This window comes from Ectothiorhodospiraceae bacterium BW-2, from assembly GCA_008375315.1.
In the GTDB taxonomy this organism is placed as follows: domain Bacteria; phylum Pseudomonadota; class Gammaproteobacteria; order Thiohalomonadales; family Thiohalomonadaceae; genus BW-2.
Genome location: CP032507.1, coordinates 626824 through 645020, shown reverse-complemented (window position 1 = coordinate 645020; position 18197 = coordinate 626824). Strand labels below are relative to the sequence as shown.

The window sequence follows — 18197 nt, the reverse complement described above, 5'->3', positions numbered from 1 at the left end:
ATAGGCGGAGTTAGCCCAATCGTAGAGCGCCCAGCCCCAGATCGGCTTCTGTTGCGGGGTTAAAATCAATGCTCGCCCCAAGTCGCCGACATGACTCTATCGCCATAGATATAGTGAATCGTCTCGGCCACAATGCGGCTGCGCTGATCGGCGAGATGTTGCGTAGGGTAGCTCTGAGCGGAGGTTGTCGCCGCTTCAGAGATGAGTGTGCCGAGCTGCGTTAGGGTGGGGGTGGTGCTGTCTGCCTCAGTGCTCACCTCAAATTGGTAGAGGGCGGTCTGGCTCCAGTCGTACCAAGCCCAAGGCTGGGTGGCGTCGCTATAGGGGGAGGGTTGATCGTGTTGTTGAATTGGAATCGCCAACCGCCCGATTCGATGCTCACTGCTGTTATCACTTAACCAAGTGACGCCGTGGTGGTCAAAATTGGCCACACTCTCACTGCCGCGTTTACCGATAACAAGCTGGTCGATACGAGACATATTGTGCGGATCACGCACATCAAATAGCGATAGCTGCACCCCCTGATACCAAGCGCCACGAGTCGGCATGGCGCAGTCACCGCCGCAGCCGAAGCTCTCTAACTGCCCCTCATCGGCGATGGCGCTTTTACCGATACCGAGCAGATAGCCATCGCCAACCGGATGGAGATAGTCGGAGTAGCCCTCAATTTTCAGCTCACCGACGCGCTCCATGGTTAAATTAAGCGGATCATCGAGGGGGATGGCATAGAGTGGATCGGTGACCTTAAAGGTGACCAGATAGAGCATCGTGCCGACAAAACGGGAGGCGTAGAGCCGCTCCCCTTTTAGCCCCAAATGATCGAGTTTATCGTTCACGATGGTCAGGTTGCCGTTGTTGCTATCTTGCAAGATAGTTAAGCGGGTATTGGCGCTATTGTCCCAAGTCTCACCCTCTGAGGTGACGACTGCTAAATAGTCGCCAAATTGACCGAGCCGAAACGGTTTTTTACTCTCCTCCCAGCCTAAATGGCCCTGAACCTCACCACTAGCTGCATACTCAATCGCGGTGCCATCAAGGGTGAATTTGTGAATTTGGGTCGTCCAGTTAGGCGGGTAGTTGATGTCGCGCCCCTCCCCGCTGACGACAGAGTCATCGGTCGTGGCTGTGGCAAACCAAGCGGCGTTATTGGTCATATAGAGCGTCTCGCTACGGCCGATAAAGCAGCTATTTTGCCAATTTTCGGGCTGATTTAGGGGGATGGCGGTAAGCGAGATAATATCGGCCTGCGGCTGTTGATCGGTACCGAGCGGGGCGGCGTAGCAGTTGTCGGCCTGAGTGAGTGTTTGCGCTGGGGCGTCGTTAATAGTGATTTGTGGCAGTAGATCGGCTAAGGGGGTGGCCTCAATCGCGGCGGTATTGGCGCTTACCTCAGCGGTGGTCACAGGATAGGGGTAGAGGATCGGTGGGGTGGGGGAGAGGCGAGAGGCAAGGTAGAGCGTCTCACCGATACGGCGGCTACTGATGAGCTGCCCATCTAGCTCAAGGCTATTGTCAAGTGTCGGCGCTGTGGGTGTCGCTAACGAATAGAGTTCAATTCGGCTCTTGCGCCGCTGCCACTGCGTTGGATCGTACCAACCGCCCCAGATATCGAACGACTCGCCGTAGATAACCAGCAGCTTGTCATCGCTTAAATAGAGGCCGGTCGGCTGTGAGCGACTATCGGTTGTGGTTAGCTCAAGGGTGTTGATTAGCTCGTTGCTAGGCGCTTCGCCATTTAAGGCATCGTTGAGTTGATAAACCAGTAGTTTAGCTTTAGCCGAGGTTTGAGGCGTGCTACCGATAGGAGAGGGCTCTATCGGCATTATCATAAAATCGTTGTGATAGGCGTCGCCGCCGGGTTGGAGCAGGTAGAGTAGCTTGCCATCGGCAGAGATTTTGACGCGATCGATCTCATCAACCCCATCCACTTGCAGGTTGGTGGTCGATAACTGGCTCTCCTCGGCCCCTCCCGTTGCTGCCTCCGGTGTCGGAGCCGCATCGTTAGCCGTTGTCGCCATATCGATCATGGTTGGGGGCGACGACTGCGATGCTTTGGCCGTCTGTGATTGGACTAGGCCAGTTTTAAGTAGCTGTTCAAAACGGCCCTCCTCTTCAATGGCTACCATGGCCCCGTCGGTGCGACTGCTATCGAGCCAAGTGAGGCCGCTAGTTAGTCGATCGGGTGGTGTGGTGGCTTGATCCGATTCAGAGTGGCAGCCGCTGCCAAGCAGTGCCGGTAGGAGTAGGGCGAGAGGTAAGTGGCGATGGATGTTCATAGCAGAGCTCCGGTAGTTGATTGTAAAGGGGGGTTAGAGCGATAAACGCCGAAAGATACGGTCGGGAATCGACTTAATGATAGCCATAATACCCCACCAAAACCACGGTACATAGAACTCGCCGCCGGTACCCTCACACTTAGCAACGATCACTCTCGCCACCTGCTCCGGTGTTGCCCAAAGTGGCCCTTTGTTAAATTCAGCCGTCATGGGGGTATCGACAAAGCCCGGTTTAATCGTGATCACACTGACGCCGCTAGCGCTTAATCGCTGCCGTAGCCCCGATAGAAAAGTGGTCACCAGCGCTTTAGCGCTACCGTAAACATAGTTACTCTGACGCCCCCTATCACCGGCAACCGAGGTAATAACCGCAAGGGTGCCCCGCTGTTGGCGCTCAAAGTGGTTAGCAAACGGGGTGAGCAGGCGAATGACCGACAGAGCGTTGGTCTCTAGCTCCTGCATCGTTAACGCTATTGAGGCGCGACACGCCTGCTGATTTGGCAGGGTACCGTGGGCAATAAAGAGGATATCTATCTGTCCGAACTGCTGTTGAGCGGCGGCGAGTAGCCTCTCTGGTGTCTCAGGATCGGTCGCATCGAGCGCTAACGCGGTAGCGACGGCACCGCGTACCGTTAAATCATCGACAATCGTTTTAAGTTTTAGCTCGTTACGACCAACTAGCAGTAGCTGATCGCCCCGTTGTGCCCAAAGTTGGGCGCAGGCGGTGGCAATGGCTGAGGTGGCACCGACGATAACAATTTTCTTCATAAATCTAATCTACCTCTCCGTAACTCGCCGCCAAAAGGCGGAAGAAAAGTGGGGATCAAGCCACTGACTAAATAGCTGCCACTCTGGATACCCCTGTTGAAATAGTGCCGCTGGCATACGGCCATCTTTGGCCGGATAGAGCCGGCCGCCGTAGTGGCTGACGATAGTATCGAGGCGCTCAAACAGCCGCTCAAGCGCTGCGCCGCGGTTAGGAAAGTCGAGCGCTAGCGTCGCTCCCGCCAGAGGAAACGAGAGCAGACCGGCCGGGGCTATCTCGCCACACACCTTTAACACAGCCAGAAACGACCCCATCCCGCTGGCGCTAATCGTCTGTAGCAGTTCGCGAACAGCCTCGTAGCTACCCTGCATCGGGATAACGCACTGATATTGGTAGAACCCTTTGGGGCCGTAAAGGCGATTCCACTCCAATATGCCATCTAAGGGGTAGAAGAATGGCTCATAGTGTTGCACCATCGCAACCCGCTCAGACCACTGTTTATGGTAGTAGAGCTGGTTGAAGAGTGTTAGGGATAGCTGATTGACTAGCGAGAGGGGCGGCGTGAGCGGAAAGGTGGCGCTGCGGCTGCGATAGCAGGGGGGGGCTGCCGACTGGGCCGGGGCGTGGTTACCGCGCATAAATAGCCCGCGTCCGAGCCGTTTGCCTTGGCTAGCGCAGTCGATCCAAGCGACAGTGTACTCATAATCTCGATCTGATTCGGCAGCGAGCTCAAAAAAGTGGCCTAAATCGCTAAACCGTACCGTTTCGGCGGCTAGCCACGGGTTATGGACTGGTCGTAGTTGCAAGGTGGCGCGGGTGATGAGGCCGGTGAGCCCTAAGCCGCCAAGGGTGGCTCGAAATAGCGCTGCTTGGTGGGTCGGGGTGCATAGCGAGCGGCTATTATCGGAGCGTAGCAGCTCCAATTCAGTGACATGGTGGCCAAAACTGCCGACCTTGTGGTGATTTTTGCCGTGGACATCGTTCGCTATCGCGCCGCCGACAGTGACAAAGCGGGTGCCGGGGGTGACGCTCAAAAACCATCCTTGGGGGAGGGTAAGTTGTAGAATCGCATCGAGCAGCACCCCCGCCTCACAACTTAACAGCCCCGTTTGAGGGTTAAAATCGATAAAGTGGTTGAGTTGGCGGGTGGGGAGCGCATAGCCGTTGGGGTTAAGGCAGCTATCGCCATAGCTGCGGCCATTGCCGTAGGGGAGGGCGGTGGTGCTGCCATCCGCCCAATCCGTAGGGAGGCTATCGTGGCGACTATGGAGCCACAGCGGCTGCTGCATGCTATGGATAGCTCGTCCCCAAGAGCGGTAGCGTTGCGATTGAGCCATCAGGTAGCCACTCCAATCAGCGCCCCAGCGATAGCGACGGTGATTAGACTGACCCTATCTTTCAGGGCAAACACAATCGGATCGTCGTGCATTTCACCACGGTGGGTAATGAGCCAGATGCGGCTAATCCAGTAGAGCAGCACGACACAGAGCAGCCAGATCACCTCCGGTTGGCCATAGAGCTGTCGTACCTCTGGAGAGTTGATATAGAGCGCTAAGACCAGTACACAGAGGTAGCCGGCAGCGCTACCGAGGGCGTAGAGTAGCGGTAGATCATCGACATGGTAGCCACGACCGACAGCTTTTAATTTGCCAGCTCGCTGCTGCTGATCGAGCTCAGCGTAGCGTTTGACTAGCGCTAGGCTGAAGAAGAGAAATACCGAAAAGAGCAGCAGCCAGAAGGAGAGGGTAATCTCCCCAGCCGCCCCTCCGGCAATAATGCGGAGGGTAAATAGCGCCGCTAGCATGATGGTGTCGATAAGTACCACCTTTTTGAGCCCAAAGCTGTAGGCGATGGTCAATAGATAGTAGCCGAGCAGTACCGCCATAAACAGAGGCGGCAGCAGTAGCGCGAGGGCGACGGCTAACAGTAGTAGCAGTGGACATAGTAGCAGGCCGATGGCAAGAGGCAAGGTACCGGCGGCAAAGGGGCGACGACACTTGGTCGGGTGAGAGCGATCCGACTCCAGATCGAGCATATCGTTTAGGAGATAGACTGAGGAGGCGCAGAGACTGAAGGCAAAAAAGGCCAGCGCCGTATCAAGAAGCAGCGATAGCTCCAAAAGCTGGTGCGAGGTGATGAGGGGCAGAAATAGCAGTATATTTTTGACCCACTGGTGGGGGCGTAGAGCCTTGAGTAGGGGTTTGACTAGGCCGTGGCGGCGGGGAAAGGTGTGGCTGACAGGGGTGATCGCCCGTGCCTGTTCGGTGAGTGAGTCGGTGCCGTTAACGACGACCGCTGCGGCGCTATGGCGCCAAATCGCCATATCGACCGTCGCGTTGCCGCAGTAGATAAACTGCTGTGCCCCAAACTGTTCGATAAGTCTATCGGCTTTGTGCTTACCGGAGAGATTCTGCTGATCATCACTCGCGATGACGCCGTGAAAGAGCCCCAAATAGTCGGCAATCGGTTGTGCTAAGCTCTGGTGAGTGGCGGTCGCGAGCCAGCGCTCCCCCGGCTGCTCTTTGAGCCATGCGATGAGCGCTTGGTTATAGGGCAAGGTGGCAGGATTGAGGGTGATGCGGCGGGCAATTTCACCCTTTAACGCTGCCTTGCCGCGCAGTAGCCATAGTGGCAGTAGCAGAAGATAGAGTGGATTTTGCTTTAATAGCAGTAGTAGGCTCTCATAGAGTAGATCGCTATGGAGCAGAGTTCCGTCGAGATCGACGCAGATAGGCTGTGTTCCGCTCATTTTTTACCTAATGTGTCTCAGTGGTCGGTTTTGTTCGAGTCGTTAAGCATGAATCTCTGTTAGAGTGTCGTAACTGCCACACCGCCCCCCAACCGATAGCGACCGCCAGCCACAGGGTGACTAGCCGACAGACCAAGGTCAGTAACATCGCATCGGGCAGCGTATAGCCGTGGGCGACCAGTAGCGCCGCCATTACCGCTTCGGTGGAGCCTAGCCCGCCGGGGAGAAACGATAGCGCCCCCATAATAATCGCAACGGCATAGATCGCGGTGGCCGTTGCCCAGTCGATGGTGATAGTGGGAATCATCGCCCCGATAACCATTAACCCTACCCCCTCAGCCCCCCAAGCGATCACCCCCAATAATAGACCACCGAGTAACAGTTTAGGGGTCAGTAGCTGCTGAGCCCCCTTTAAGGTCTCTATTAGCGGTAGAGAAAGACGGCTAAAGAGCGATACCGAACGGCGGTCAAACCTCTCTTCCACTCGCTGCCAAGGGGTGACAATTAAAATCGCCACAAGAGCGGTTAAACCGCCTAGCGTCAGGCCGATAAGCCAGCCATAGTCGGTAGCAGTGGCGACCGCTAGTAGCACCAGCGTCACCATGGCTAGGAGATCGAGCAGTCGCTCCACAAAGAAGGCGGCGGCTGTGGTGGTATAGGCGACGCCGTGCTGATGGTAGTAGCGCCCTCTCACCATCTCACCGACCTTACCGGGGGAGAGGGTGAAGGCGAAGCCAGCCAGATAGGTCTTAACGACAAAGGCGGTGGCAAAGCGGTAACCGAGCTGGCGCAGATAGAGCTGCCAGCGCAGCGAACGAAGCAGGTAGTTAAATAGCGATAGTCCAATGGCGATAGCAACCGCCTCGGGGGCACTGAAGAGCTGTCGCCACTCTATTTGCAAAATATCGTCATAGAAGGCGATCACACACCAGATCAGAAAAAGCCCGATGAGGCCGTAACTGAGGAGATTTTTTAGAGACTGCCCCCCACTTCGCTCCATTTAAGCGCTCAGATACTTTTTGACAATGCCATTGACCACCTGCTGTAGTTTCTCCTGCTTGACCGGTTTTAACACATACCCCTTCGCACCGGCGGCAATGGCATCCATCACCATCTGCTCTTGACCGTGGGAGGTGACCATAATAATTAGCGCTTTAGGATCAATTTTTATAATCCGTTTGGTAGCCTCAATGCCATCCATATCGGGCATGGAGATATCCATACTGACGATATCGGGACGGACGGTAGCGTAGGCGGAGACCGCTTCGCGACCGGTACGGGCCTGATAGGTGACCTCGCAGTTGAGCTCTTGAAAGAGTAGCTCAATCTTTTTGAGGGTGATGAGGCTATCATCGACCGCCATGACGGTTAATTTTTTTGACACAATGTGCTCCTAGATAGTTAGTTCGGATAGTAAAAACTAAAATAGCGACTAAGGGATCAGGCCAGTCCAAAGGGTCATCTGGCCATAGTCGCTTATCGTTAGCTGCTGATAGCAATATTGCTCTGGTAGATCGGAATTCTCGAACCTCTCGGCACCGCTAAGCAGCGTTGGTAAAGAGAGCTGTAGCGCCTCCCCCTGCTGTGCTACATCGGCAGTCGCGTTACCGACTAGCTCGTTAATCATATCTTTGGCGGTCTCTTTAAGATAGAGCGCCACCTCGTGTGAATCGTAGGAGAGACCGGCTAAGTAGCGCTGCATAATCTCTTGCAGTAGCGGCGTATCGAAGCTATAGCCGATCCAGACGCCCCCATAGTGGGTATGTTTGAGGGTGAGGGCGACAAGATGGGTCTCGATTGGGGGGCAGTGCCCTTTAGGGCACGATCTCGGTGGGGCGGCGCTAGTGGCAAGCCTCAGATCATCGAGGTAGTGACAGGTTCGTTCAGTCAGGCAGTCGAGGAGCTGCTGCGGGTTGAGTGTAAACATAGTTTAGAGAGAGCAGATAGAGTCAGTTCGTAGTTAAGGCGATAGCGGTACTTTGAGGGTAAAGCGCGTGCCAAGACCTAGGCGGGAGTCGATAGCGATCTCCCCCCCTAGTGCATCGCATTCGGCCTTAACCGCCGCTAGCCCCTCACCGCGACCGGCGAGGCTGTCGGCCGCCTCACGGGTGGAGAAGCCGTCGTGAAAAATTAGCATTCCAATCGCTTCGTTATCGAGCCTCTCGGCTTGATCGTGGCTAACCACTCCCCGAGCCAGTGCGAGTTCGATAATACGCTCGGTATCGAGCCCTTTGCCATCATCACTCACCTCAAGCCATAACCTCTTATCGCGCTGCTGTAGGGTGCAGCGCAGCCGCCCAGCCTCCGCTTTACCTGCTTCTAGCCGCTCCTCTGGTGTCTCAATGCCGTGGGCGATAGCATTGCGAAACAGATGAATCGAGGCGCGTGCGAGCGGGGCGAAGCGCTGCCGGCTCACTTTGATCGTCTCACCTTCGATGGTAAATGGCTCAATCAGCTTCTCTTGCTGTAGTGCTAACTCCTCACAGTGGGCCGGAAAACCTTTGAGTAACGAAGCAAAATCGACTAGTTGGAGCTGTTCAATAGTGGTTAGAGCCTGCACTATGATCGGGTTATCTAAACTGATGTCGCCGCTGTGGAGCGCTTGCGAGAGCTGTTGTAGCTGCCGATACTCCTCTTGACTGAGGCTTAACTGCTGCTGGCTAGCAAAGAACTCATCACCAAGCGCCGCTCTAATGAGAGCGATATCGTGCTCTAGGGCCGGTAGGTAGTCGTAGCGCTGTAGCAGCGCGGCTAGGTCGGCTAGATCGACTGTGGCTTGATAGCGGCAGCGGCCGAGTTGATCTTCTAGCCGATGGAGCTGCTGTGGCAGTTTGAGAAAGTCGAGCTGATTGGTGAGCCCCTTGAAGGTGTGAATTTGGCGAAACAGGGTATCGAGAGTGAGTGCAGGTTCAGGTTGCGCCAGCTCAGTGAGCGCTTGGGGTAGAAAGTGGCGACACTCCTCAATGAGATCAAAAAACTCCTGTCGATTGAGGATAACGCTAACAATAAAGCGCAGTCGCTGCTGCTCAGTGGCAATCTGTTGTTGTAGCGCCTTTTCAGCCGAAATATCGCTAATGACCAGCATCATTTCGTTATTGTCGAGCCGCTGGTAGCGGATGCGGACGCTATAGTCGGTCAGTTCGAGCTCACGGGGGAGTAGCCCGAGTAGCATCTCCTGCTGAAACTCATCATCACTCTCAAAGATCATCGCTAGATTGCGGGCGGTCACTTCGGCGCGATGGCTATCTTCGGGGTAGAGTAGTTCGCTAATGGGGGCGTTATCGATATTTTTTCCAAACAGTAGCAGACACTCGCGACTATAGGCCCCTTTGACTTTAAGGGAGCTGTCGATGGAGAGAAACCCCTCCCCAGAGTGGTTTAGCAAGCGGGCGACCTGCTCTAAGGCCTGTTCGGTCTCAGCTTTGGCTCGTTGTAACTCGACATGGGCACGCGCTATCTTCTGGTTATACTTTTTTAGATCGCGATTATGAAACCAGAGTAACCCCATGACGATAAAGAGCCCGGCAACGATGCGTAACACCAGTCCTAGATCGATCCCTTCGGTATAGCTGACCATCTGCCAGCGGCTGACAATGCGCTCTAAATCGGACTCTGAGAGCGACTGTAGCGCTTTGGAGAAGGCGGAGAAGAGCAGCGGGCTCCTCTCTGGCACAATGAGCCGAAAGCCGATACGGTGGGGGAGCTGGTAGGCGACTTTTAGATCGATAATCTGCTGTTTGTGAATCTGCTGTCCTATCACGGCTAGCTGTTCGACGATTCCGGTTAGCTCACCTCTGCGTAGCTGCTCTAACCCCTGCTCAATTGAGGTGACTGGCTGCCAGTCGATAGTGGGGTAGCGGGTGGTGAGTAGGGCGGTGGCGCTATGGTCTTGCAGTAGCCCTATCGACTCTCCCGAGAGGCGGTTTAGCTGATCGAGTGCTAAAAAGTCGTTACGGGTCACTAGCACTAGCGGATAGCTGAAATAGGGCTCGCTCATGAGCCACCCCTCCCCCTCAATCTGTTCGTAGGGGGTTGCTGGGAGTAGATCGCAGCGGTTGTCTCTCATCGCCTTCAGACTATCGCTGAGTGATGTGGTAATGACCGCTTCGGTGGTCAGATTGAGTCTTGCTCCTAGTTCGGTCATCAGTTCGTTGATCACCCCCTGCTGCAGCTTAGCATCAATAATAATCTCAAATGGGAGGCTCTCAGGATCGACACAGTAGCGTAGCTGCGGGTGCTGCTTTAGATAGTGGCTCTCCTCATAGCTGAGTTTGAGGGAGAGGGCGGAGGGGCTCTTAACGCCGCTACCGAGCCAGCGATCTTGCAGCGGTAGTAGCTCGCTCTGAGAGACCGAGGCTATCGCTTTATTTAAAATCGATACCATGAGCGGCCAGTCGTTGCGTACTCCGATATGGAGATTATTTTGGCTCTCATCGCCCATATCGGCCTCGGCCACCATGGTGAGTCCGGTCAACATTTGGGTGCGAATTTGGTGGTTAATCGCCGCGAGTGACCCGACGGCGGCATCGGCTTGACCTAGGAGTACCGCCTTTAATGAGGCGAAGGTATCTTTGACCAATACCTGTTTAATCGCCGGAAAGCGTTCGGCGATGAGCTCTGAGAAGAAGAAGCCTTGAGGGGAGGCGACTTTTCTGCCCGCTAGCGCGTTGAGATCGGGGTAGTACTCCCCCTCGCGCACAATAATCACTTTCGGATTGCGGCTATAGGGTTCGGTAAAGCCGATATAGCGGCTCCGTTCAGCCGTTTTGGCGATATTGAGCATTAGATCAAGCTCTTTGCGCTCGATTTGGCCTAAAAACTCGGCCCAGCTATAGCCGCTAACATACTCTACCTCTACATTGAGTTTTGCCGCCAGTAGGTTGAAGTAGTCGATGGAGAAGCCTTGCGGTTGGCCGTTGATATGTGAGTTGTAGGGGGGCCAGTCCATCTCATTATGGACTCGTAGCACGCGGTGTTGCTCTAAAAAGGCGCTCTCTTCGGCGCTGAGTTCGAGTGCTAGAAGTGGTGGCGCTGGTAGCAGCAGCAACAGCAGCGGCAGTAGATGTCGCGTTATGAATAGGAGATAAGATGGCATTCTCAGGTGTCGGTGGTTGAAGTGGATGACGGGGTTAGACTTTAAATCGGGTCAATATTTCCGAGAGCTGCTGCGCCTGTCCGGCCATATCGGTGGAGTTTTGTGCTAGTTGTGTCGATTGGTGGGTCGCCTCGACGGCGATAGCGCTAATATTGCTGATGTCACTGTTGACTAGTTGGACACTGGCCGAGAGTGAGTCGGTGCGTTTGGCAATCTGTTCGACATTATTGAGTAGGTTGCTGACATGGGTGACAATTTGGTTGAGTGAGGTGCCAGCTTCGGTCGCAAGATTGAGCCCCCGCTCCAGTTTGCTTAGGCTCTCGCTCAGGGAGTGGTTGGCTTTGTCGCTTTCGGTCTGAATTGCTTTAATGGTATCGTTAATCTGTCCGGTGGCGTTGGTGGTCTTTTCGGCTAACATCCGTACTTCGCTGGCCACGACGGCAAAACCGCGACCGTGCTCACCGGCGCGAGCCGCTTCAATGGCGGCATTGAGGGCGAGTAGGTTGGTCTGCTCGGCAATATCGTAGATGATGTTGGTAATTTGACCAATCTGCTGCGAATTGTGGCTAAGGGCCTGCATGATGTCGGAGAAGCGGGAGAAGGTCTCAAAGCTCGCTTTCACCTCATGCTGGGTCTGGTTGACCACTCGATTACCGCCATTGGCGATCTCGACGCTCTCTTTAGCGAGGTTGGCGATGTCGGTGGTGTTATCGGCAATCTCACCGCTGGTGGCGGCCATCTGCTCAGAGGCTGAGGCTATTTTGGCTGAGCGGTCGGCCTGTACCGAGACCCCCTGGTCCATTAACCGTGCCTGCTCGTGGAGCTGGCCGCTGGCGGCGGTAATCGCCCGCGATGACTGCTCTATTTGAGCCAGTACCCGTTTGAAATCGTCGAGAAAGGCGTTAACCCAGTGGCCGAGTTCGCCTAGTTCATCGGTCGATTGTAGTTCGACCTGTTGACGAAGATCGCCTTCAGCGATATGGCGCATGGTGGCGATGATATCGCGAATCGGGGTCTGAATGGCGCGGCGAATCACCCACTGTACCAGAAGGAAGGAGAGCAGCATGGCGGTGACCATGATGATAATTTGGCGTAAAAGATCGCGTTTTGAGGATTGAATCATGCCATCAAGATACTCCTCTAACCCTTCGGCGGTGCCATCGTAGAGCGCTTTAAGTTCACTCTTAACCTGCTGCCCTTGGGTATTGAGGCGGGAGAGTTCGGTTTTATTGTGTTCGTTACCGCTAGCGAGCACACCATAGATGGTGTTGGCGGAGTGGGTAAACTGGCGGTGCTGTTCGAGTAGCCGGTCGGTTTTCTGACGCGCCGGTTGCGGCAGCTGCGGGATGGCGACCATCCGCTCTAGTAGCTGCTGGAGCGATGTGCCGATGCTGGAGGCTCGATTAAGAGCCTCCTCATCGCCGAGCATGACCGCCTCTTCATAGCTTTTTAGCTGGGCATTAAAGAGACTCGAAGATTCCAAAGTTAACTGGGTAAAGGGGAAGTGGGTATCGGTAATCGCCGTTAACCCCTTCTCGATGCGCTGATCTAGCATTACCAGTAGCGAGAGCGAGATGAGGTAGCCTGTGACCAGTAGCGCATAGCCGAGCCAGATTTTATTGGAGATCTTCAGAGTATTTAGCATGCCAGGGTAACCTAGTTAATGGTAAGAACCTTAACGCCATCGTGCGGTAACGAGTTATCGATGTAGCTGATAGCGCCGGGGGTAGAGCGGACAAAATCGAGCAGCGCGGTGGCATCATCAAACTTTTTTGGTTCAGCGCCGGTGCCGGTAAAGACCGCCTTTCGCCAGTGTAGCGTAAACTGATTAGCGTTTCGTTGCAGGTAGTTTTTTAAGAAATCTTCATGAAACGGAAGATTAGTGTCGGCAATGGCGAACTGAATCGACTCATTGTTAGACCAGCGGCTCTTTTTGCCAAGGAAGATGTTTTTAACATCTTGCCCCGAGAGGGCACTATCGGCAACGCCGCTATGGGCGATCACTACCGGTTCGGCCTGAGGGGTCAACGGCAGCAGTAGAGTCAGCAGTAGCGGGGGGATTGTACGGGGAAATCTCATAGTCTCTCTCCAAAATTCAGAGTATCAAAAGGGGCTGGGCTAGAAGCTAACCGAGGTTTTGAGCAGGTAGAGCTGCCAATTTTCGGCAATATCGACCTCACCTTGGGTGTTACGATTGTCGTTATGGAACAGATAGGAGCCACCGTTGATGCGGTGGGCTTCGGCCTTAATACTCCAGTAGGGGGTGATGTCGTAACGGGTGCTAAGCGCGATATCGCGACTCCAGCCGAAGTAGTCGGGCTCTCCATCGGCGACAAATTCACTGCCCGATTTATCGCGACGGTCGAAGTAGTGCATAGAGTAGTAGCTGCCGATTTCGATGCTATCGTTAAGTCGGTAACTCGCCTGTAGGTAGTAACCGGCCGAGTCGCGGCCTGGGCTGGAGAGATGGATGGGGGGGCTTTGTAGCATCTCCGGCAGGTTTAGGGTGCTGTTATTGGGCTCTTCATCGCGCTGGCGGCCATACTCTGCGGTGAGGGTGAGATCGTTATAGTTATACTGTAGCGATAGAACCGAGATGAGTAGTTGCGGCAGTTTGACCTCAATATGGGTTGGCGGCAGGGCGGCAGCTGCGGGATCACCGGTAACGGCGGCGCTGCTCATCTCGCCATCAAAGGTCAGATCGACCCGCATTCCGCTCAGGCCGACTAGCAGTCCAGCTAGGGGGGTGTTCCACTTTAGGCTCGCGCCATAGATACCATTGACGGTGGCCTCTTTTAGGGTAATACCGTCGTTATCGAGCAACATTTTGGCGATACCGCCATCCTCTTCAATACGGGTGATGCCGCCGAAGAGCTGGTAGTCGATATCCCCCCCTTGGCCGCTATCGCCGAGGGTGATATTACCGTAGAGTGCGCCGCCATCGATAGCGACCATACTCTCCCGCCAAGTTAGGTTATAGACGCTCTGCGGCAGTAGGATCGAGCTGCGAAGCAGATCGTAGTCCTGAATCTCGTTATAGAGTCCGAGTGGGCTCTTAAGGCGGCCTAGACGCACCCCTAACTGCTGCCTAAAGCTGTAGTCGAAGTAGGCCCAGTCGAGATTGATATCGTTATTCCCGATCTCGCCTAAATCGCGAGAGAAGAGCTGCATTCCGATACGCCCCTGATCGCCGATAGCGGTGGAGAGATTTATCCCTAACTCGTTAAAGGCGGCATCCCCCTCTTCACTCTCAACTAGATAGTTGTTGTCAGAGGATTTGATATAGCCTTGGGAGGCAAAACCGTGGATTTGGAAAGAGCCGAGCGAGTAGGCGTGAACAGTGTGGGGAAGGGTGAAGCCGATGGCGATAGCAAGAGCCGTCTTTAAGCGAGTTAATCTCATCAGGGTAAGCCTCTTAGAGTAGGGTGGAAGATCTATATCGGTCAAAATCAACTAGAATCATAAGTGAGCTTTAAGTGTTGATTCAAGCCTTTTCTGGTAGAGAAGAGGTTCGGATTGCTTATAGCTTGCAACTTGTCGCTTGCAGCTTACAATGGGGTTCTGTTTCGGACTAGCGGGAGCTGTTGCGGTTAAGTGTTGCGTCAATTTGCTGGATTTTTTAATTTTTTCAAATGGTTAGCCTATAATTATCCCTATAGGCTGCTGCTGTCACTGCTGTTGCTTGGGGGGGTATTGTGGCATGGCGGATGGCAGAATGACCTTGAACTGCGGGATAATCGCGGTCGAACGGCGCTTATTATTGCCGCAGAGGCGGGTGATCTAGCGCAGGTTGAGGCGCTTTTAGCCCAAGGCGCGGAGGTTAACGCCTGTGACGATTGTCGCTGGACGGCGCTCTTAATTGCCAGCCAAAAGGGCCATCTGGAGGTGGTGCGGCGGTTACTGCAACACGGCGCCGATCTGCAGGCTCAGGATAGGGCTGGCTATAGTGCGGTGATGGTCGCGGCGATGGAGAACCGCCATCAGGTGCTCGCCTATCTGTTGCAACAGGGGGCGGAGCCGAACCACTACGATAGCTCCATGGGGTGGAGTGGGTTAATTTGGGCGGCGAAATCGGGCCATTTAGAGAGCGCCGAGCAGCTACGACTGCATGGGGCTCAACTATCGTGGCGTGACTTTAGTGGTCGTTCGGCACTCGATTGGGCGAAGGAGGCGCAGCAGTGGCAGATGGTTGCCCTGCTCAAAGCGTGGGGAGAGAGTGAGGAGGGGGTAGCCGAATAACTGATGTCAAGCCACCAGCCTGAACTCTCCTCGCGCCGTATCTATCTTCTGTTCGGCATTAATGTGGCCGGATTTTTGCTGCTCATCGGACTCGATCTGTTTGTGACGGCATTAACTGATGAGCTCAATCGCCAGCTCGACAATGAGCGCTCCTATGTACTCATTGGCGAGCTGCTATCGAACGATCTGTCGCGACTAGAGGCGCGTACCTTTCAGTTAGCCTCCACTCGGGGCAGAGAGGGGCGGCAGTGGGTATTTAAAGAGATTGAGCAGGTGCTGATGCTGCTCGATGAGAGTCTGCAAGTGCTGCGTGAGGGGGGGGTGATCCACCGAGCCACGCGGCTGACTATCGAAAGCCATGCAGAGATGATACGAACCTTCCACTATCAGCCGGTCGATGGGAGAGACCATGTGCTGGAGGCTATCGATCTGACACCTAAACTGATCCAAATTCGTCACTATCTCCTAGAGCTGCTACAGCTATTAGATCAAAACGAGGAGAGTGAGATAGGCACGGGAGGGGGCGAGCTGCAGATTCGAGCCACGCTACAGCTATTTCCCCCTCTCTTTACCCGTATGCGCGACAATAGCAATCGCCTCTTTTATGAGAGTCAGCGCGAACTGAACCGCATCGCGCAACGCATCGATACCCAAGAGCAGCTCTACAGACGGGCGCAGCTGGTGGTGTCGCTGCTGATTGTGGTGGCGGTATTGACCATCGGTTTCCGTACCCTGCACCAGATTCAACAGGCCAACAGCTCACTGCGGCGTATGACCCGCGATCTAGAATTGCAGACATTTGCTATGGATCAGCACGCCATCGTCACTATCACCGACGATCAGGGGGTGATTACCTACGCTAACCACAACTTTTGTGACATTAACGCCGTTAAGGCAGACGAGATTATCGGCAAACGGCATGAGATAGTCAGATCGGGCGAGCATCCGCCTAGCTTCTATCGCCACCTGTGGCAGACGATTCGAAGTGGCAAGGTGTGGCGTGGCGAGGTCTGTAACCGCGCTATCAATGGGCGATACTATTGGCTTGACGGCGTGATTGTGCCGTTTTTAGACGATAACGGTCGGCCATTTCAATATGTAGCGATTAAGACCGATATCACCGCTCGCAAGAAGATGGCGCAGGAGATATTGGAGCGAGAGCGCTTTTTAAACAGCCTCACCGATGCGATGGGGGAGGGGGTCTATGCCCAGTTTTCCGATGGTCGCTGTCGTTTTATGAATCCAGAAGCGGAGCGGCTGCTCGGCTGGAGCGAGGCGGAGCTGCATCGGCTGGGCATTCACGATACTATCCACCATCAGTTCGATGAGCTTGGGCGGATGGTGCCGGTCAGTGAGTGCAATATTCTTCGCGCTACCGCGCAAGGGGAGACCTTTCGCAGCGATGATGAGATGTTCCGGCGTCGCGATGGCACTCTGTTTCCGGTCTCATTAGTCTCGGTGCCGCTGTTTCATGAGGGCGAGCTCTCCGGTTCGGTGACGGTCTTCAGTGACGCGACAATTCGCAAAGAGACCGAGCGGCTGCTGCATGAGGCTAGAGAGAGTGCCGAGCGGGCTAACAGGCTGAAAAGCGACTTTTTGGCCAATATGAGCCACGAAATTCGCACCCCGATGAACGCGATTATCGGTTTAAGTCAGCTAACTCTTGAGACTGAGCTCGATAGTCGGCAGCGGGACTACATCGATAAAGTCAACACCTCAGCTAACGCTCTGCTGGGCATTTTGAATGACATTCTCGACTTTAGCAAAATTGAGGCGGGTAAGCTCGATATTGAGCAGATTGAGTTTAATTTAGATGATCTGTTAGCGCAGCTCTACGCCCAAATTGCCATTTTGGCCGAAAAGCGGAACCTGCGCTTCATCTTAAGCCGTCAGCCCGAACTGCCGCTGGTACTCTTTGGCGATCCGATGAGAATCTCACAAATATTGATCAATTTAGCCAATAATGCGGTCAAGTTTACCGAAGAGGGCGAGGTAGTGGTTAAGGTGAGGGGTAAGCGACTAGATCACGACTCGGTCGAGCTGCGAATCGCGATTCGCGATAGCGGTATCGGTATCTCCGCCGAGCAGCAGCGGCGGCTCTTTAACTCCTTTTCGCAAGCCGATAGCTCTACCACCCGTAAATATGGCGGTACGGGTCTAGGGCTGACCATTAGCAAAAAGCTGGTGGAGATGATGGGGGGCGAGATCGGACTGCATAGCGTGGTTGGCGAGGGGACAACCTTCCACATTACCCTGCCGTGCCGCAGTGCCGAGCGCTCCCCCAATCCACCCCTGCCGCTCTACCAAGGCGAAGGGCAGCTAGTGGCACTGTGGGTTAGTGATAGCGAGCTACGGGACGAACTCAACCGACAGCTATGCCATCTGGGTATGCAGGTGGAGATCGTAACCGAACAGGCCGCTTGGGTGGCCAAACCCTATCCGCTCTGGTGTCTCGATAGTCTCAGTAGTGAACAGTTGAACGCAGAGACCCTAGCGACATGGCAGCGGCTCCCCGGTAAACGGCTGCTATTGACCCACCGCACCGAGCCGCAGCAATGGCAACAATCCTTTGCCGTCGAGGCTACCTGCGGGCTATTGCTGACCCCTACCGCACTGCGAAAAGCTCTGCAGCCACTGTTTGTCGCTGACGAGCCGTCCGAACCGCCGCAGCGCCACAGCGGTTTTGAGTTGCTACCGCTAGCCGATAGGCGGGTGTTACTGGTTGAAGATAATCACATTAATCAACTGGTGGCGACAGAACAGCTCAAAAAGATGGGGGTGATTGAGTTACAACTGGCCAACAATGGTCAGGAGGCGGTTGAGCGGCTTAAAGAGCAGCGATTCGATCTAGTGCTGATGGATATTCAGATGCCGATCATGGATGGCTATGAGGCGACTCGTATCATTCGCCAGCTACTAAAGTTAACCGATCTCCCCATTGTCGCGATGACCGCTAATGCGATGACGCAGGATTTTAAGTTAACCGCAGCGGCGGGGATGAACGACCACATCACCAAACCGCTCGATAGCGGGCACCTCTATGCGGTGCTAAAACGCTATCTACTGGATTAG

General features: G+C 54.6%; 13 protein-coding genes. 2 read left to right on the top strand and 11 right to left on the bottom strand.

Features of this window, described 5'->3' with window-relative positions:
- Positions 1 to 65: 65 nt before the first annotated feature.
- The 11 genes from D5085_02980 to D5085_02930 all read right to left on the bottom strand — a co-directional run bounded on the left by D5085_02980 (position 66) and on the right by D5085_02930 (position 14288).
- Positions 66 to 2276 (bottom strand): hypothetical protein, encoded by a 2211-nt coding sequence (locus D5085_02980; GenBank protein QEP42190.1) that lies wholly within the window; start codon positions 2274 to 2276, stop codon positions 66 to 68.
- Positions 2277 to 2309: 33 nt separating this feature from the next.
- Entirely contained in the window at positions 2310 to 3044 is a 735-nt protein-coding gene (locus tag D5085_02975; GenBank protein ID QEP42189.1) for an SDR family oxidoreductase, read from the bottom strand.
- Between the two features lie 9 nt (positions 3045 to 3053).
- Positions 3054 to 4379 carry an FAD-binding oxidoreductase gene (locus D5085_02970; protein ID QEP42188.1) on the bottom strand — a complete coding sequence of 442 codons (1326 nt, stop codon included), beginning with the start codon at positions 4377 to 4379 and terminating at the stop codon, positions 3054 to 3056.
- A complete protein-coding gene (locus D5085_02965; GenBank protein QEP45027.1) occupies positions 4379 to 5773 on the bottom strand; it encodes a UbiA family prenyltransferase in 1395 nt (464 codons plus the stop codon). Before D5085_02965 ends, D5085_02970 begins: the two co-directional genes overlap by 1 nt.
- 25 nt (positions 5774 to 5798) lie before the next feature.
- The gene (locus D5085_02960) at positions 5799 to 6791 is read right to left on the bottom strand and encodes a UPF0104 family protein (GenBank protein QEP42187.1); all 993 of its coding nucleotides are present in this window, start codon (positions 6789 to 6791) and stop codon (positions 5799 to 5801) included.
- Complete coding sequence (locus D5085_02955; protein QEP45026.1) at positions 6792 to 7154, bottom strand: response regulator; 363 nt, start codon at positions 7152 to 7154, stop codon at positions 6792 to 6794.
- A 69-nt stretch (positions 7155 to 7223) separates the two neighbouring features.
- Positions 7224 to 7718, bottom strand: a complete 495-nt coding sequence (locus D5085_02950; GenBank protein QEP42186.1) for a hypothetical protein — start codon at positions 7716 to 7718, stop codon at positions 7224 to 7226.
- A gap of 33 nt (positions 7719 to 7751) precedes the next feature.
- A complete protein-coding gene (locus D5085_02945) occupies positions 7752 to 10886 on the bottom strand; it encodes a hypothetical protein (GenBank protein QEP42185.1) in 3135 nt (1044 codons plus the stop codon).
- Positions 10887 to 10920: 34 nt separating this feature from the next.
- Entirely contained in the window at positions 10921 to 12531 is a 1611-nt protein-coding gene (locus tag D5085_02940; protein QEP42184.1) for a methyl-accepting chemotaxis protein, read from the bottom strand.
- Positions 12532 to 12542: 11 nt separating this feature from the next.
- Entirely contained in the window at positions 12543 to 12965 is a 423-nt protein-coding gene (locus D5085_02935; GenBank protein QEP42183.1) for a hypothetical protein, read from the bottom strand.
- A gap of 39 nt (positions 12966 to 13004) precedes the next feature.
- Complete coding sequence (locus D5085_02930) at positions 13005 to 14288, bottom strand: hypothetical protein (GenBank protein ID QEP42182.1); 1284 nt, start codon at positions 14286 to 14288, stop codon at positions 13005 to 13007.
- Between the two features lie 192 nt (positions 14289 to 14480).
- On the opposite strand from D5085_02930, the gene D5085_02925 reads away from it, so the two are divergent.
- Positions 14481 to 15125, top strand: a complete 645-nt coding sequence (locus tag D5085_02925; GenBank protein ID QEP42181.1) for a hypothetical protein — start codon at positions 14481 to 14483, stop codon at positions 15123 to 15125.
- Between the two features lie 3 nt (positions 15126 to 15128).
- Positions 15129 to 18197 carry a PAS domain S-box protein gene (locus D5085_02920; GenBank protein ID QEP42180.1) on the top strand — a complete coding sequence of 1023 codons (3069 nt, stop codon included), beginning with the start codon at positions 15129 to 15131 and terminating at the stop codon, positions 18195 to 18197.

Excerpts from the sequence above, each read along its gene's own strand:
- D5085_02970 (QEP42188.1), bottom strand. The coding sequence starts at position 4,379 with ATGGCTCAATCGCAACGCTACCGCTCTTGGGGACGAGCTATCCATAGC.
- D5085_02935 (QEP42183.1), bottom strand. The coding sequence starts at position 12,965 with ATGAGATTTCCCCGTACAATCCCCCCGCTACTGCTGACTCTACTGCTG.
- D5085_02945 (QEP42185.1), bottom strand. The coding sequence starts at position 10,886 with ATGCCATCTTATCTCCTATTCATAACGCGACATCTACTGCCGCTGCTG.
- D5085_02975 (QEP42189.1), bottom strand. The coding sequence starts at position 3,044 with ATGAAGAAAATTGTTATCGTCGGTGCCACCTCAGCCATTGCCACCGCC.
- D5085_02950 (QEP42186.1), bottom strand. The coding sequence starts at position 7,718 with ATGTTTACACTCAACCCGCAGCAGCTCCTCGACTGCCTGACTGAACGA.
- D5085_02980 (QEP42190.1), bottom strand. The coding sequence starts at position 2,276 with ATGAACATCCATCGCCACTTACCTCTCGCCCTACTCCTACCGGCACTG.
- D5085_02920 (QEP42180.1), top strand. The coding sequence starts at position 15,129 with ATGTCAAGCCACCAGCCTGAACTCTCCTCGCGCCGTATCTATCTTCTG.
- D5085_02930 (QEP42182.1), bottom strand. The coding sequence starts at position 14,288 with ATGAGATTAACTCGCTTAAAGACGGCTCTTGCTATCGCCATCGGCTTC.
- D5085_02955 (QEP45026.1), bottom strand. The coding sequence starts at position 7,154 with ATGGCGGTCGATGATAGCCTCATCACCCTCAAAAAGATTGAGCTACTC.
- D5085_02960 (QEP42187.1), bottom strand. The coding sequence starts at position 6,791 with ATGGAGCGAAGTGGGGGGCAGTCTCTAAAAAATCTCCTCAGTTACGGC.
- D5085_02940 (QEP42184.1), bottom strand. The coding sequence starts at position 12,531 with ATGCTAAATACTCTGAAGATCTCCAATAAAATCTGGCTCGGCTATGCG.